At 42.9% G+C, this 16915-nt stretch carries 15 protein-coding genes; 2 read left to right on the top strand and 13 right to left on the bottom strand.

Annotation, left to right across the window (positions count from 1 at the left end; genetic code table 11):
* Positions 1–15: 15 nt before the first annotated feature.
* Both dnaG and rpoD read left to right on the top strand, forming a co-directional pair.
* Positions 16–1848, top strand: a complete 1833-nt coding sequence (gene dnaG, locus D9T12_RS02680; protein WP_130536729.1) for a DNA primase — start codon at positions 16–18, stop codon at positions 1846–1848.
* 187 nt (positions 1849–2035) lie between these two features.
* On the top strand, positions 2036–3820 hold the full coding sequence (rpoD, locus tag D9T12_RS02685; RefSeq protein ID WP_130536730.1) for an RNA polymerase sigma factor RpoD: 1785 nt from the start codon (positions 2036–2038) through the stop codon (positions 3818–3820).
* A 90-nt stretch (positions 3821–3910) separates the two neighbouring features.
* Here rpoD and D9T12_RS02690 read toward each other — a convergent pair whose 3' ends face one another.
* The 13 genes from D9T12_RS02690 to ccmA all read right to left on the bottom strand — a co-directional run bounded on the left by D9T12_RS02690 (position 3911) and on the right by ccmA (position 16802).
* Positions 3911–6658, bottom strand: coding sequence for a methyl-accepting chemotaxis protein (locus D9T12_RS02690; RefSeq protein ID WP_130536731.1), 2748 nt, complete (start codon positions 6656–6658; stop codon positions 3911–3913).
* A gap of 212 nt (positions 6659–6870) precedes the next feature.
* Positions 6871–8166, bottom strand: a complete 1296-nt coding sequence (locus D9T12_RS02695) for an NAD(P)/FAD-dependent oxidoreductase (protein WP_130536732.1) — start codon at positions 8164–8166, stop codon at positions 6871–6873.
* A gap of 15 nt (positions 8167–8181) precedes the next feature.
* Positions 8182–8775: a c-type cytochrome gene (locus D9T12_RS02700; RefSeq protein WP_130536733.1), complete on the bottom strand. Its 594-nt coding sequence runs from the start codon at positions 8773–8775 to the stop codon at positions 8182–8184.
* 103 nt (positions 8776–8878) lie between these two features.
* Positions 8879–9490, bottom strand: a complete 612-nt coding sequence (locus tag D9T12_RS02705) for a NapC/NirT family cytochrome c (protein ID WP_165395022.1) — start codon at positions 9488–9490, stop codon at positions 8879–8881.
* A 188-nt stretch (positions 9491–9678) separates the two neighbouring features.
* The gene (locus D9T12_RS02710) at positions 9679–10821 is read right to left on the bottom strand and encodes a tetratricopeptide repeat protein (RefSeq protein ID WP_130536734.1); all 1143 of its coding nucleotides are present in this window, start codon (positions 10819–10821) and stop codon (positions 9679–9681) included.
* A gap of 31 nt (positions 10822–10852) precedes the next feature.
* Positions 10853–11299 (bottom strand): cytochrome c-type biogenesis protein, encoded by a 447-nt coding sequence (locus tag D9T12_RS02715; RefSeq protein ID WP_130536735.1) that lies wholly within the window; start codon positions 11297–11299, stop codon positions 10853–10855.
* A complete protein-coding gene (locus tag D9T12_RS02720; protein ID WP_130536736.1) occupies positions 11299–11832 on the bottom strand; it encodes a DsbE family thiol:disulfide interchange protein in 534 nt (177 codons plus the stop codon). Before D9T12_RS02720 ends, D9T12_RS02715 begins: the two co-directional genes overlap by 1 nt.
* Entirely contained in the window at positions 11829–13844 is a 2016-nt protein-coding gene (locus D9T12_RS02725; protein WP_240693219.1) for a heme lyase CcmF/NrfE family subunit, read from the bottom strand. The genes D9T12_RS02720 and D9T12_RS02725 overlap by 4 nt, the downstream gene beginning before the upstream one ends.
* The gene (gene ccmE, locus D9T12_RS02730) at positions 13841–14326 is read right to left on the bottom strand and encodes a cytochrome c maturation protein CcmE (RefSeq protein ID WP_130536737.1); all 486 of its coding nucleotides are present in this window, start codon (positions 14324–14326) and stop codon (positions 13841–13843) included. The genes D9T12_RS02725 and ccmE overlap by 4 nt, the downstream gene beginning before the upstream one ends.
* A gap of 93 nt (positions 14327–14419) precedes the next feature.
* Positions 14420–14578 (bottom strand): heme exporter protein CcmD, encoded by a 159-nt coding sequence (ccmD, locus tag D9T12_RS02735; protein ID WP_130536738.1) that lies wholly within the window; start codon positions 14576–14578, stop codon positions 14420–14422.
* Entirely contained in the window at positions 14578–15345 is a 768-nt protein-coding gene (locus D9T12_RS02740) for a heme ABC transporter permease (protein ID WP_130536739.1), read from the bottom strand. Before D9T12_RS02740 ends, ccmD begins: the two co-directional genes overlap by 1 nt.
* Before the next feature lie 159 nt (positions 15346–15504).
* Positions 15505–16185 carry a heme exporter protein CcmB gene (gene ccmB / locus D9T12_RS02745; protein ID WP_130536740.1) on the bottom strand — a complete coding sequence of 227 codons (681 nt, stop codon included), beginning with the start codon at positions 16183–16185 and terminating at the stop codon, positions 15505–15507.
* The gene (gene ccmA, locus D9T12_RS02750) at positions 16182–16802 is read right to left on the bottom strand and encodes a cytochrome c biogenesis heme-transporting ATPase CcmA (RefSeq protein WP_130536741.1); all 621 of its coding nucleotides are present in this window, start codon (positions 16800–16802) and stop codon (positions 16182–16184) included. Before ccmA ends, ccmB begins: the two co-directional genes overlap by 4 nt.
* Between the last annotated feature and the right edge of the window lie 113 nt (positions 16803–16915).

Below are 16915 nucleotides of genomic sequence, written 5' to 3' on the forward strand. Positions count from 1 at the left end.
CTTTAAAGGTGATTCATGGCGAAAGGTTCGATTCCAAGACCGTTTATTGATGATTTATTGAATCGCGCAGACATTGCTGAAGTGATTAATGCACGTGTGCCTTTAAAAAAAGCCGGTTCAACCTATAAAGCGTGTTGCCCGTTTCATGACGAGAAAACGCCTTCATTTAATGTCAATCCGCAACAGCAGTTTTACCATTGTTTTGGCTGCGGTGCCTCCGGTGATGCGCTTAAGTTTTTAATGGAATATGATGGCTTGAGTTTTGTTGAAGCGGTGGAAAGTTTGGCTTCGCAGTACGGCATGCAAGTGCCTTATGAAGTGAAATCTCCGCAAGCTCAAAAAGCACAGCAAGAGCGGCAACAGCAGCAAGCAAATTTGTATGATGTGATGTTGTTGACCGCGAAATTCTATCGATTCCAACTGCGTGACCACCCACAATCTGAAGTGGCGAAACAATACCTTCGAGATCGTGGTTTGAGTTCTCAAGTGGCGAAAGATTTCTATATCGGTTTTGCACCGGCCGGTTGGGATAATCTCATTAAAGGTTTGTCACAAGCCAATACTCAGATTACAAATTTAAAGCCGCTGTTGGTCGAGTCCGGAATGGTGGTTGAGAAACCGGAACAAAACAAAGCCTATGATCGTTTTCGTGAGCGAATTATGTTTCCGATTCGTGATGGTCGTGGGCGAGTGATTGCTTTTGGTGGACGTGTTCTGACCAAAGAACAGCAACCGAAATATTTAAATTCACCTGAAACGCCTATTTTTCATAAAAGTCAGACGCTTTATGGATTGTACGAAATGCGGCAAAGCCGCGAAAAATTCGAGCATATTCTAGTGGTTGAAGGCTATATGGATGTTGTCGCTCTCGCGCAATTTGGCATTCGCAACGCGGTGGCGACACTGGGAACAGCGGTAACGGCCGAACACTTGCAGATTTTGTTTAAGCAAGTCAGTGAGGTTGTTGTCTGTTTTGATGGTGATGCAGCCGGCATGAAGGCCGCCTGGAAGGCATTAGAGCTCGCTTTGCCTATGATGGAAGATAAACGCTCGGTGAAGTTTTTGTTTTTGGATCAAGGTGAAGATCCTGATTCCACAGTGCGTCAAGAAGGCGTCACCGGCTTTAATGAACGAATTGATAGAGCTATGTCTTTGTCACAATTTTTGATACAGGGTCTAGAGGCCAAATTGGGTTATGCGCCCAGCACGATTGAAGGGCGACAGCAGTTGGTTTCTTTGGCGACCCCGTTTATCAAACTGGCAACGGGGTTGTATCAATATTTGTTAATTGAAGGCTTAGCTGAAAAAGTGGATTTGCCGACTTGGCGCCTAGAAAAACAGATGCAAATATTCACTGGTTTTGCTAAATCACCTCGAGATGCTCGAAAGGCGTCCCAAGAAAATTTACAATCGGGTGGTATGTATGGCGGTAAGGTGTTTAGTGTGCCTTTAAAAATTGCACGAATCTTATTTGAAACTCCGGTTTGGTCCACTGTGTTTTATGCCGAATTGTTGACGGATTTACGCCATGCATCGGATCCTGATTGTCAAGCATTGGTGATGTTTGTTCAATCATTGCAAACAGTTGATTGGACACAAGTTGAAGAAAGCGCGCAAAAAACAATGATTCGCAATTGGCTATTGCAAAACGGCCATAAAGAATTTCTCGATTCTGTTGAAGCGTTAAATTTACCGCCAGCTGATGCTCGATATGAAGAATTCGACTCCTTGTTGCATCGCTTGATTGGATTGCTGGATGAACAAAAGTTGGGTTCTCAAGGATGGACGGATGACGAATTGAAGCGTTTAACGGAGATGAAAGGTGGAAAGTCTTCAAAGGAGACATAATCCGACTTAGAGCTGAAAGAAATCCTTGATACTGCATAAAAAATCCAAAAAAACAAGCATCTAACACAAATTTTGCCTATAATACTCTGTCCTAATTTTTATGGCTTAGGTGCAACCGAGCCAGAACGGCACTTTTTCAAACTCAACCAGCAAGATAGCACGCTTGCTGACCAAATCGGGATAAAAAATGACCAAAGTCGAAAGAAAACAGCAGTTAATTGATCTGATTGAACGCGCAAAAGAACTTGGCTACTTGACGTTTGCCGATGTTAACGATGTTTTGCCAGATGATATCGAAGAGGATCAGTTGGGTCAGGTGCTAACGATTCTGAAAGACTTTGGTATCCAGATGTTTGAAAGTGCGCCAGATGAAGATGAGCTGATGGCGCAAGAAGGTGGAGCCTTTGACGATGCCGCTGCGGAAGCCGCCTTGGCAGCACTTGCAGAAGTTGACAGTGAGTTTGGTCGTACGACTGATCCTGTGCGTATGTATATGCGTGAAATGGGGTCTGTAGAGTTGCTTGACCGAGCTGGTGAGATTGATATTGCGAAACGAATTGAATGGGGCATCCGCGACATGATGGATGCGCTAGCGAAATATCCAAATTTCGCACGCGATATTTTGGTTGCATTCGACAGAATGGAACACGGTGAAGGGAAAGTTGCCGATGTGGTTCAAGGCTTTATTCGTCCAGAAGACTTAATTGATATTCCTGTTGAGGAGTTGTCACCGGATAGTGACAACCAAGAGCCAAAAGAAGATGGTATCAACGAAGAAGAACTTAAAGCATTCTTGGATAAGTTACGCGAACTGCAAAATGCAGCGTTAGACGTTGAGAAAGAATTCGGTCATGCGGCTCCTGAAGCAGAAGAGAAGCGTGCGGAAGTCGTTAGCCATCTTCAAGGTATTAAAATCACTCCGATTTTTACCAATAAGAAAATTCGCCATATTAAAGATCGTGTGACACAAATTCGTGAGCAAGAAGGAATTGTTGTTAATCTGGTTCAACGTCGCGTAAAAGTCCCTCGTCCACTATTTTTGGAAACGTTTATTGGTTCCGAAACTGATTACGACTTGGTTGCAAAATTACAAGCTGCTTGTCCTGATTTAGCATCAAAACTCGAAACGGTTGCTGTGGATGTTAAACGCGCACAAAAACGTCTTGGAATGATTGAAAAACAAGAGCGTATGGCGATTAGCGCTTTCAAGAGTACCTATAAAGAGCTCAGTAAAGCTGAAACCAATGCGCGTGCTGCGAAGCGCGAAATGATTGAGGCTAACCTTCGATTGGTTATCTCGATTGCGAAGAAGTATACCAACCGTGGGTTGCAGTTCTTGGATTTGATTCAAGAAGGGAATATCGGTTTGATGAAAGCGGTTGAGAAATTTGAGTACCGTCGTGGTTACAAATTCTCGACCTATGCGACTTGGTGGATTCGTCAGGCAATCACGCGTTCTATTGCTGACCAAGCGCGTACGATTCGTATTCCTGTGCATATGATTGAAACGATTAACAAGTTGAATCGTATTCAGCGTCAACTTTTGCAAAAAATGGGTCGTGAACCGACACCAGAAGAGTTGGCTGAAGAGATGGAAATGCCGGAAGATAAGATTCGCAAAGTGATGAAAATTGCTAAAGAGCCTATCTCAATGGAAACGCCAATTGGTGATGATGAAGATTCGTCATTGGGTGACTTTATTGAGGATTCCAACATCTTGTCACCGCAAGATGCGGCCGATTCGGAAGGGCGCTTGGAAACCGTTCGCGAAATGTTGAATACCCTTACGCCTCGTGAAGCGAAAGTGCTTCGTATGCGTTTTGGTTTGAGCATGAATACGGACCATACTTTAGAAGAGGTTGGAAAGCAATTTGATGTCACGCGTGAGCGTATTCGTCAGATTGAAGCGAAAGCGTTGCGTAAGTTACGTCACCCAAGTCGCGCCGAGCGTTTGAAAAGCTTCTTAGATTAAGGCATTCAATTTGTTCGAGCAAAAAGAAACCGGCCGGTAAATAATTTTTACCGGCCGGTTTTTTTATGCCAATGATTTGTATCAAGAGAGTTATGAAATTAGCTTGGTATTCGTTCCCACCTTAAAATGTGAAACCGCTTGTTTTAAGTCCGAGCTTTGTTTCGTCAAAGATTCGGCCGCCGCAGTGGTTTCTTCAACCAAAGCAGCATTTTGTTGCGTACCATTGTCAATATCAGCGATGGCATGATTAATTTGCGTTACGCCTTGCTGTTGTTCTTGTGAAGCGGCAGAAATCTCTGCAACACGTTCAGCGACTTTGATGATTGAATGATTGATTTGTTCGAGCGATTGCCCTGTTGCTGTTATTTTTTGCGTTCCATGCTCTATGCTACTGACGGTGTTTTCGATGAGTGTTTTAATCTCTTTTGCTGCATCGGCAGATTTTCCAGCAAGCGTTCTAACTTCACCGGCAACGACTGCAAATCCTCGTCCATGCTCACCGGCTCTAGCGGCTTCAACTGCGGCATTGAGGGCGAGTAAATTAGTTTGGAAGGCGATAGAGTCAATCAGACCAGTAATTTCCTCAATTTGTTTACTGGAATGATGAATGTCAGTAATTGCTTGTTCAGTTTCCTGCATAATTTTTTGACCTTCTTCGGTCTGGTGCATAGCTTCTTTGGCAAGCTGATCTGCGTTGAGTGAATTACTGGTGTTATTGCTGATTGTGGATGTCAGTTCTTCCATTGCAGCGGCGGTCTCTTCCAATGAGGCGGCTTGAGATTGGGTGCGCTGATTTAAGTCGTTATTGCCTGCGCTTACCTCTAGACTTGCTTGGTTAACGGTATTCGCGGTTGAGATAACGCTGCTGACAACTTGATTTAAGTTCGATGAGCTTTCATTCAGTGCTTGTTTGAGTTTATTTAAATCACCATGCATTTCTTGGTGAATTTGTACGGTTAAATCGCCTTGGCTTTGTGCGATGACGGCATCAACGATATGGTCAAAAGCAATTTCAAGTCGATCAATCGAGTTATTGGTGTGTTGTTTGAGTTCGTGTAAATCGCCTTCAAGCTCACCGGTGACACGCTGATCTAAATTTCCTTCGCTCAGTGCATGGATGACTTCACCAACTTCCTGAATAGCTTGTTCCATCGTAGAGAGTGCCTTGTTCACACTGTCCTTGAATTCACCTTTGACTTCATTTCCAAGGCGCATAGAGAAGTCACCATGGCGAATTGCTTCCATGGCCTTTGTCAAATGTTGCATAGTGTTTTGCACACTATCAGCAGAGGCGTTGACGTTTTCTTTCAAAAGCTTTAAATCGCCTTGAAGGTCAGCAGTAATTCGATGTTCAAATTTACCTGCCGAGATTTGTTTCATGGTTGAATTTACCGATTGAAGCGCCGATTCGGTTGAGTCGAGCAAATCATTAAAGGCCTGAGCAGCTTGTCCAATTTCATCTTTGGAATGAATTTGGCAGCGTTTGCTAAAATGGAAATCTTTTTTGACTTGTGCCATTAAGTTAGCCAGTGACAATATCGGGCGGCTGATGGTGTTGGCAAGTAATTTACCAAATACTAAGATAACTATCGCCATCACAAGGACTAATATCATTGCATAGTTTTGAACTTGATTTGCAGCGGCGAGTGCTTCGCCAGTTTGCATCTCTGCAAGGAGTACCCATTTAAGACCGTTTTCCTCAATAGGCGTAAAGGCTGAAAAATAAGGGGTGCCGTTGCGTGAAATTTCAATTTCTCCAGTATTTCCCTCTGATGCTTGAATAACACTCTTGCTTTGATTTCGAGTCGTTTCAGGGTTGCGATACGAGTGAATAACTGTGTAATGGTCTGATCTGAGTATTGAGTTAGAACGCATTAGTCCATCTGTACCGACCAAATAGGTTTCCCCTGTTTCCCCAAGACCATTGCGCTGTTCCATGATGGCACTGATTCGATCTAATGGCATTTGAAAAACAAGGGTTCCAATTCGACTGATTTTTCCACGACGACTGGTTTTAAAAATAGGGGTTGCGCCGAACCCGGCCGGTGCATTGTAAGAAGGTGTATATAAAGAGAGGTCTGTGAAAGTTGACTCGCCTAGCTGTAATTCTTTAGCTTGGTTGTAGACTTCGGCTAATCCGGAATCTTTCCAAGGGCCTGTATCTAGGTTGGTTGCAAAATCTAATTCTTTGAAAACGCTATAGACAACATTGCCTGAATTGTCGATTAGGAAAATGTCATAGAACCCAAAGCGCTGTAAGTAATCATTTAGCCAAGCGTGCACAATATGGTGGTATTTGTTGTAGCCATATCGACCCTCGTCTTCCAATTCATTTAATAGGTTTTTTTGGCCTAGCGGATTTGGATTTTTTGCGATAAATGCGGCTTGAAGAGCATAGGCCGTATTGTTCATTTGACCAAGCATTGCGTCATAGTCGGGAGTATTCAAATCAGGATTCTGTTTTTTGTACTCAGGGCCGAATTGAGTTTTCCAGTACTCAGTCACAAGTTTTTTATTCTCTTCTAGAGCACCAGGATCTCCCTCATCCATACCGTCTTCTGATCCTCCAAAGGATGGAAAATCAATGGCAAAGTTATCCATGGTTTCAATAATCGTTTGGTTGGTTGCGAGATTGGTCAGCTGATTGTTAATGTCTTTAAGATAATTCGATAAGGCGGTGGCTTTGATATCTCGAACCGCTTCCAATTGGTGAAGTGTTTGCTGTTTCAGTGCTTCTTTGCTACTTGAGTTGGCTATCCAAGCGGTGATAATCATTGGGACAATTCCAACAACTAAAAGCGCTGCTAAAATTTTGGTGCTGATTTTTTGTAATGCCATAGGCGTTCCTTTAAGTAATGCAAACGTATTAGGATTAACGCTTTATCCAGAATTAAAGTTAGATGAATTATAGCAATCTGGTTTATAAGCTTTAAATCAGTAAGACTTATGAGGTTTTTGTTTGGCTATTAATAGAGGCACAAAGAAAGGGATGTGCATACAAAAAAGCCCCGCTAAAGCGAGGCTTTTAGAGAAAGAACATTGGCTAAAAATTACCCAAAAGTATCTGCTGTGATGTTTGCGAACCAAGAGTGCGCATATAGAACTTCACGTTTACGAAGCTCTGCATCATAAGCGCCTGTTAAGCCACCAGAGCCCTTAACTTTAACAATCTTACCACCTTCATAGGCATAGACCATCGCAACAGAAATACCATCAACTTTAGGTGCGATAACTGAGTAGCAAGTGTTAACCCATGAAGGTTCAACCATTTCAACACCATTCAGAAGTGAAGCAACAGCTGCGGCACAAACTTTTGCTTGTGAGTTAGCTGAGTATCCTGATTTAGGCATTGGAGATGCAATTGAAGAATCACCAATAACGTGGATGTTTTTGTGAATCTTTGACTCAAAAGTTTTGTGTTCAACAGGGCACCAATCGCCTTCTGTTAGGCCAGCATCAAAAGCAATTTTTCCAGCTTTTTGTGGTGGAATGATGTTAAGAACATCCGCTTTATAAGTGTCACCTGAGTCTGTTGTAACCGTTTTCGTTGCCGCATCAACTTTAACAACTTTACCGCCTTCATCGGCTTTCACCCATTTGATGATTGAAGCATCAGTGCCATAACCATAGTGACGTTTCCAGCCATCCATGAATAGACCAAATTTAGAGAACTTGTTTTTTGGATCAAGTGCAATGATTTTTGACTTAGGCTTGTTTTCTTTTAGATAAGCGGCAATTTGTGAAATACGCTCATAAGGTCCAGGAGGACAACGGAATGGATTTGGTGGGCAAGCAATAACTACTGTGCCGCCATCTTTCATTTCTTCTAGTTGCTTACGAAGCAATTTTGTTTGAGGACCTGCTTTCCAAGCGTGAGGTGCAGTGTTCGCTGCAACATCCGCATTGTAACCTTCAATGGCTTCCCATTTGTAATCAACACCAGGAGAAACGATACAACGATCGTAGGCAACAGATTGGCCACCTTTGGTCTGAACAGTTTGAGCTTTTGCATCAATACCTGTTACGGTGTCAAAAATTACGTTAACACCTTTAGCTTTTAGCTTTTCATAGGTGAAATGGATAGATTCGATATCACGGTTACCACCGATGACTTCGTTTGACATGAAGCACGTGTAGTAATCTTTGTTATATTCAATGATAGTAACATCAATTGAAGAATCCATTTTCTTTAGGTAGTTTGCAGCAGTTGCACCACCGATACCACCACCGACAATGACTACTTTCTTGCCAGCGGCTGAAGCGATAGAAGATTGAGAAGCGGCAGCGACACCGACGGCTGTCGCTGCAGTTGCTTTAATTAAGTTACGTCTAGATAGGTTTGTCATGCTTTCAACTCCTGCTTACTTGGTCGCGTAGAATTCAACAAGGGCATCAATCCCTTCTTGACCGTATTTGTCATAAAGCGCGTTTAGCTTTTTAGCCATTTTCTTTGGCATTTCACGGTTTCCAGAAGTGAAATCATGCAGGTTATAGTGAAGGTATGGTTTCCATTGACCTGCAAGAATACCTGACTCATCTTCAGCTAAAGAACCTGCTTCTGTGTGACATTTTTCACAGAATTTGTCATGCAGTTTCTCACCTGCTTTGGCAAGTTTATCGTTAGCAGTTTGTTCTGCAGAAATGTATTTCTGTTTTGAGAAGTATTCACCCATTGCTTGGAAATCTTCAGTTGAATAACCTTTTGCAATACGTGTCATGATGGTTGAAGGGCGGTCACCAGACTTGTAGGCTTCCATTGATTCAACAAAATATTCAACACCCATACCAGCGATAGTAGGGGTGGCAGGGCCGTGACTTACGCCCATAGGACCGTGACAACCTGCACAAGTGTTGGCAAGTAGTTCACCGCGGTCGAGTGCATAGGCACTGTTTGAAACCAGCATGGTGCTGGCAAGGATTGCTCCTGCAATCAAGCTTGAGTTAGCTTTTTTCATGTAAACTCCTCCTCAAGAGTCTAGGTTTGTTCCAGTAATAAACTGGTAAAAGTTGGCCAAGGCCTTTAGGGTGGAGTAACGAGTAATCCACCCTAAAATATGATTATTTTTTAGGCAAAATGTGATCTGCTGCGTCAGCGGAAAGATCTAAATCTAATTCTAGGTTTGGATCTTCAGGCTCTGTATGAGCAATACCTTTATGGCAATCGATACAAGTTTTGCCGTCTTCCATTGCACGAGGGTGTTTGCGAGCCGCTGATTTACCTTGCTCGTCAAAATCCATCGCTGCAAAAGAGTGGCAAGTTTTACACTCACGCGAATCTGATGCACGCATTTTGTCCCATACGGCATTTGCCATATCCCAGCGATGTTCGTTGTAGTGCTCTAAGTAAGCTTCTGGATCGTTCTTTAACTCGTCGCTCACCGCAAAATCTCCTAGAAATTCGTGGTAAACGTCTTTTGCTGCAATAATTTTAGCTTTTAGCTTAGGAAGGAACTCTTTTGGTACGTGGCAATCTGCACATTCAGCGCGGACACCAGATGCGCTTTTGTAGTGAATAGTGTCTTGGTATTCAACCAAGTTTACTTTCATGCTGTGACAAGATGTGCAGAATTCAGTGGTATTTGTGTAGGAAAAAAAGGCATTCATTGCACCGAATGATGCAAAGCCGAGAGCAAAAATTGCTAGGAATAGTCCAGTTTTTTTATTAAACATGTGGTTTTTTCTTTTGTTAATCATTCGCAATGCGGATGTTGCGAATAAAAGTTGCATAGAGTTAATTTGTTAGGGGATAAAAATCCCTCTGTTTCAATGTAGCTCGTATGGTAATAAAGAAAAAATTTAGTCACAAGAAAGTAAATTTAATGACTAATAGGGAAAACTTATTCCAGTAAATATTAATATTAAGGTTTTATGATGAATTTAGCGGCTTCTCCAGCGTTTACAGTCTGTTCCTGTTTTTGAATAACGGTGGATTGGTCAACTTTATTACTGGATGAGATACGATAGCCAAGAATCAGGCGATGAAAGGATTTTAGCTCTATTTCAGGTAGTAAAATGTCTTTTTCTGTTAAGTAAAGTGTATTTTTACCGGCCGGTAAGCTTTGTAAGGAATGCTGAATTGCGGCAATCGGCATCGGCATTCCACCCGAGTGCTGTTTGGCATACAAAAACATAATTGCAGTAGGGTATTTCTGCTTGAATGCCTCGGAAATTTCCAACGTAAATTGCGCTTCATCAAAATGTTTGATGGTTGCTTGGCTATTAAAATTCATATTTTGCGCTGGCAATTCTTGTTTTTCAGCTTCAGTAGATGTGGCACTCTTAATTGGCTTTGACGGAGTTTCTTGTTTGGAGATGGCTGAAAAGTCGTGCATACCAGGAATATAACCGACAGACGACAGAAGTCCTAAAACGGTTGTACGATCCGCATGATCTTTGGGAAGTATGTCATATAAACTTAACCAGTAATCGGTCGCCTGTTGAGGATTGTTCCGCTGTTTCTCGGCCATACCGAGTAGCCATAATGTCATGGCGTTTTTTGAATCGACTTCATAGGCGGTTTGTAATAATTGATAGGCTTGATCATTGAGTTTACCTTTTTCCTGAATTGCTAAAGCATCTGCAAGTGGCAGAAGTACCCGCAGGTCTTTAGGTGCTAGTTTTAGTGCTTTTTCGTAAGCTTGGATCGCTTTCGGGAGATTTTCTTCGACCATATAAGATCGCCCTAAAAGTAACCAACCAGTAAGGTCTTTAGGATCTTGTTGTAAACGCAATTCAAGTTTATCGACTAAAGTGACTACTTCAGGCTGAATCTGACTTTTTGAAATATCAGCAAATTGTGGTGTGCCGAGTGTGAAGTACATTGCCATGGTAAAAACTGGTACAAACAATCCGATTCCTAAGAGGACTTTTGAGTGTTTACGAGTGAGAGTGCCTTGTGTATTGTCTGCGGATTGGAGTTGATTGTTTTTAAGTAATGGCCACAAGAGCAGAGCCAAAGCAATGACCAATAAAACAGAGAACCAAATGGCGAGCGTTGTCATAACTGAATTTCCTTTTTAGCCTCGGCTTAAGTTAATTTTTAAGATTAGGGTCGAGAGGTTCATCCGGTGCGTTTTTTTGGGCGTTGATAAAACGCAATAGGGCAATTAAACCAATAACTAAAAATAGTAAAGGCCCTGCCCAGAGTAATAGCGTGTGGCTTTCAACTGGTGGTTTATAGAGCACAAACTCACCATAGCGAGCGACCATGTAATCAATCACGTCCTGTTTACTCGCCTTGTCTTCGACCAATAGTTTGTGAACTTGTTCTCGAAGATCTTTAGCTAGCCCCGCATTGGAATCAGCTAAATTTTGGTTTTGACAGACCAAGCAACGCAGTTCAAAAATCAGTTCTTTATAGTCTGCCTCTTGTTGAGGATTATCAAATTGATAAGTTTCAATTGAAGCGTGTGACAATGTCAAAAAGAAGCTTGCCAAAAGGTAGGTGATGACAAAAAAATGTTTGATTGTCGCGTGCATTATAGGGTTTGCTCTTGTTTAATTTGTTCAAGCAGGGGAACCAATGTGGTTTCGATTAATTCCTTTGTGACCGGGCCGGTAAATTTATGCCGAATCACCCCTAGATGATCAATAACAAAGGTTTCTGGTACACCGTAAACGCCCCAATCAATTCCAGATTTTCCTTCTGGATCATGCAAAACCAATTTATACGGGTTGCCGAGTTCTTTCAGCCACTGTTTTGCATAATCTTCTTGGTCTTTGAAGTTTAAGCCGACTAATGTCACGGGGTATTGTTTAGCGAGTTGATTGAATAGTTTATGCTCTTGGCGGCATGAGGTACACCAAGATGCCCAAATATTCAAAACCCAAGGCTCGCCTAATAAATCATGTGTGTTAAATGATTTGTTGAATTTAAGTTGTTGTAATTCGAGTATTGGAGCCTGTTTGCCAATTAAAGGTGATGGCACGTCTTTGGGGTTTAGGGTTAATCCTATGCCTAAGAAGGCAATGAGAATGGCAAAAATTCCCAGTGGAATCAACTGCTTTTTCATGCCGTCTCCGTCAATTTTTTACCGGCCGGTAAAGATTCTTTTCTCTTGGTTGATTGGGGGGATGTATTCGAAGTTTTCATTCGAGATTGCCAAATTGCCAGGAATGCTCCGAGAGCCATAAGAATCGCACCTAACCAAATCCATCGAATAAACGGCTTGTATTGCACACGCATTGACCAAGCGGTATCGGTCAGTTGTTCGCCTAACGCGACAAATAGATCACGGCTTAAGCCAGCATCAATCCCTGCTTCTGTCATCGGCATAGTTTGGCTTAAATACAAACGTTTTTCAGGATAGAGTGTGTTGATAAGCTGGCCGTTTTCGTACACCTTAACTTCACCCTTCGAAGTTAGGTAGTTGGCAACTTCTTGCTGTTTTACGCCCAAAAATTCAAATCGATAATCGTCTACGCTGTAACTTTCGCCGATTTCCATACGAATGTCTTTTTCAATGCTGTAAATCGAGGTCATGGTGATCCCCGTAATAGTCACGGCAAATCCTATATGCGCCAAACTCGCCCCAAAGGTTTGCATGGAGTTTGGAAGTGATTGAGGGCGAGCGCGAATCAGCCACATTAGCGCAGTACTTGCAATCCATGCAGCCATAAATAGCCCGATGATTGCCCAGCCTTCAACACTTGGTAACAGTAAAAGTGGAATCAGTAATGCGATCAGCGCACTGATCACGAGCGGTAGCCACAAACGTTGTAGCAGGCTTTGGGGTTGGTCTTCAATCCAGTTTGCCGCAAACCCTAAACCCATTGCTAGAGCAAGAGGAATCGTCAAAGGCACAATCACGGTATTGAAATAAGGTGCGCCGACCGAAAGCTTGGCAATGCCGAGAGCATCTAAGATTAACGGGTAAATTGTGCCAAGAAGCACGGTTGCCATCATGGCGACTAACACCACGTTATTCAGTAATAACAAACTTTCTTTGGAAACCATTACAAAGCGTTTACGTTGGTGAACCTCCGCTGCTTTGATGGAATAAAGCCACAGAGAAAGACCTACGGCAACCACCAGAAAAATCAGAATAAAAACTCCGCGAGATGGATCGGATGCAAATGCATGCACGGAAGTCAAAACACCTGAACGAACTAAAAAAGCGCCGAGCAAACTTAAACCAAATGCAAGAATGGCTAATAGAATCGTCCAAGATTGGAAAATCCCACGTTTCGCCGTTACACCCAAAGAGTGAATGAGGGCTGTGGCAATAATCCATGGGAGTAAGGAGGCGTTTTCAACCGGATCCCAGAACCACCAGCCACCCCAGCCAAGCTCGTAATAGGCCCACCAACTTCCAAGGGCGATTCCAAGAGTTAGAAATGCCCAAGCCACCAAGGTAAATTGTTTTGCCCAATGCGCCCAAGCCATTTTAAATTCGCCATGCAGTAATACCGCAACCGCAAAGGCAAAAGAGACTGCCATGCCCACGTAGCCCAAATATAGCATTGGTGGGTGAATTGCTAAGCCTATGTCTTGCAAAAGAGGGTTTAAGCTTCGACCTTGTTCAGGAATTTCGCTCATGCGCTCAAATGGGTTTGAGGTAATCAATAGGAAAAGAGTGAAGCCAATCGCAACCATTCCTAGCACACTGAGCATTGTGGCTCGAAGGTTCTCAGGGAGTGGTTTGCTTAAAAAGGCGGCCGCCAGCGTCCAGCCAGCCAACACCCATCCCCAAAGCAGTAGAGAGCCTTCATGTGCTCCCCACGTTGCCGAAATCTTGTAGATGATTGGGAGTTCGGTATTTGAGTTCGCCGCCACATAGCTCACCGAAAAGTCGTCCATTAAAAAGGAATAAATTAAGCAAGCAAAGGCAAGCCCCATAAAACCAAATTGACCGATTGCAGCCGTTTTAGCTATTTGCATGAAAGGTTGATGATTTTGACGCACGCCATAAAGTGGCACCGATGCCAACACAAAAGCAAAACTTAAAGAGAGAATGAGGGCGAAGTGACCGACTTCAGGGATTGCCAATGTGGCAAAAAGTCCGGTGTTTTCAGAGGGCATCATTGTATTTTCGCCTGTTCTAATTGTGTTTGTGTATTTTGAACTAACTGTTCACGATGCTGGTGTGCCTTATCAATTGAATCTTGAACTTCAGGAGGCATATAGTTTTCATCATGTTTTGCGAGGACTTCTTTAGCGACAAACACTCCGTTCTGATTCAATTGGCCTTTAGCAATAATTCCTTGTCCTTCGCGGAAAAGGTCGGGGAGAATGCCAGTATATTCAACGGTCACAGGTGTTTGGCTGTCTGTCAGTTCAAAACTGACCAGTAATGAATCTTGTGCACGTTTCACCGTGCCATTGACCACTAAGCCGCCGATACGAAAGTCGCGGTCAACCGGAGCGGTACCGTTTTTGACTTCCGTCGTTGAGTAGAAAAACATCATGTTTTGATTAAATGCTTGGATAATCAAAAAGGTCGCAATGGATACGGCTGATAGTAGCAACACAACCATGTATAAACGTTTCTTTTTTACCGGACTCATAAAGTTTTTCTCTGTTTTTATATCGTTGTCTTGAAACAATTTGGTGTAGTTTGTAAGTGTTTAGAAACCATACAAAGGTGTTAATTTTATTATTTAAAGAGACTCTTCACTATAAAAGTCATCAGCCTCACGCAGTGCTTGTCGATGTTGTAGGATTGGTTGAAGCACATTCATCACTAAAACGATTGCGGTAATGCCGAATGAGCCCCAAACATAGAAGCCATATCCGCCCATATTGAAAAACTCAGCCATTATTTTTGCTCCAATTTACCTTGTTTCTGCCAGATAATTTTTTTGACCCAGCCGTTTGCGACATCTTGCTCTAATAAGTTTGCACGCATTTTAAGCATCAATACCCACAAAAACAAAAATTGGAACGCGGCCGCCATAATCAATAGAGGAATCAGCATATCAACGTGAATGGATGGTGTATCAAATTTGCTGACGGTTGCCGCTTGGTGAAGTGTATTCCACCAAATCACTGAATAATGAATGATTGGTAAATTTACCACCCCGACGAGTGTTAACAGGCTCATAGCTCGACCAGCGGTTCGTTTGTCTTCAATCGCGTTATAGAGCGCAAAAATGCCTAAATAAATGAACAGTAAAATGAGTTCAGAGGTGAGGCGAGCGTCCCAAACCCACCAAGCTCCCCACATAGGTTTACCCCATAAAGCCCCCGTTGCTAGGGCGATGAGTGTGAAACTGGCACCAATTGGAATACTGGAAATAATCATAATCTCAGCCATTCGCACTCTCCACACCAGTGCAATGACTGCCGCAACAGCCATTGCGGCATAGACAAACATCGACATCCACGCAGCCGGCACATGGACATAAATAATGCGGAAACTATCGCCTTGCTGGTAATCGGCTGGAGCAGTGATCAACCCCATGTAGAGTCCAGGGAGCAACAACAAGAAAAACCCCGTTGCAAACCAAGGCGCTAATTTTCCGGCTAAAGGATAAAAGTAATTCGGTGCACCGAGTCGGTAATACCATTTTAAAAATGCATTCATAAGATTTTTTGTTGGTTAAAAATTATCTATTTACAAAGCCGTTGATTGATTTTTTCAAAAGACGCCATGAATCCATCCGTGGAGGCTCGGCGAAGACCGTCCTTGCTCTTCGTCGCTTTTGCAAAATCAATGAACGCTTATCAATTAATTACGCTTTGCTTATTGAGACAAACTCATTTTTAAGGCGCTGGCTACGGCAAAGGGAGCAAGTGCTATCGCAAGTACAAACAGGGCTGCTAAAACATAAAGTTGACCGGCCGGTGAAAAACCGCTGGCACTGACTTCGACCGCGCTAGCACCAAAAATCAGCACCGGAATATAAAATGGCAACACTAATAATGGTAATAGCAAACTACTTTTATTTAAGCCGGTGGTCAGAGCAACGCCAATGCCTCCGACAAATACTAAGAGTGGGGTGCCTAATAATAAACTGAGTTCCAAGACCCAAATGCTACCGGCCGGTAAGTTTAACGAAATCGCTAAAACTGGAGCTAATAGAATTAAAGGTACGGCAGAGATTATCCAGTGAGAAACCAGTCTACCCCAAGCAAAGCTGAGCAAACCTGCTTCACTTAATGCCCATTGCTCCAAAGTACCGTCCTGAAAATCTTCTTTGAACAGTGTTTCTAGCGCCAACATGGTTGATAGTAACGCAGCAATCCAGATTAATCCGGGCGCGATTTCACGCAATAAGTTTTCTGAGGCGCTAATGCCGATTGGAAACAGCAGAACGACCAAGGCAAAGAAAATGACGGCTTGAGAAAACTCTCCGCGGCGGCGAAGTGCCAAACGTAAATCTCTTTGGATTAAATGCCAAACTGCTCGGAATGACGAACTCATCCAATAGTTCCTAGGTTTAGGTTCTGGATCAATTGTTTTTCAATTCCAACCGAATGATGAGAGGTCATGATAATCATGCCATCATTCTTAAGATGCTGATGCGCCATTTTCTCAAATAGAGCAATTCCATGCTTGTCGAGTGCAGTTTGTGGCTCGTCAAGAATCCATAAAGGCGTTTGCTTTATTAATAACATTGCTAAAGCTAATCTGCGTTGCATGCCGGCAGAAAAGGTTTTGACCGCTTTATGTTTGACTTTTCCTAGGCCAACTTGGATTAGAGCTTCTTCGAGTCTAACGTCTTTTGTGTGTCCTAAACTGCTGAGTGTTTGTAAGTTTTCCATTGCAGTTTGTTCTGCTTTCAAGGGGTTTTGATGCCCCAGCCAAGAAAGGTTTTTCGCAAACCGAACCCGGTCACTGTGTATGGACTGGTTCTGCCAGAGAATGTCGCCATGATCTGCCATACGCAAACCACAAAGAATTCGCAATAAACTGGTTTTTCCTGCCCCATTCTTGCCTTCAATGAGTAAGAGATTTCCAGGCTTTAATTCAAAGCTTAAATGCTTAAATAGAGGGCGATTCGCTCGAATACAGCTTAAATTTTGGGCATTAAATGTCATGAGCGCGATGGCGGAGTTCCACTGAAAAATCAATTGGAGAAGTCTAGCAAAAAAACTTGGAAGTCCACATAACAGACAGTTGAACTTTCCCTTGTTTTTCTTATGTGGGTATA

Source organism: Thiomicrorhabdus indica (genome assembly GCF_004293625.1).
Lineage (GTDB): Bacteria > Pseudomonadota > Gammaproteobacteria > Thiomicrospirales > Thiomicrospiraceae > Thiomicrorhabdus > Thiomicrorhabdus indica.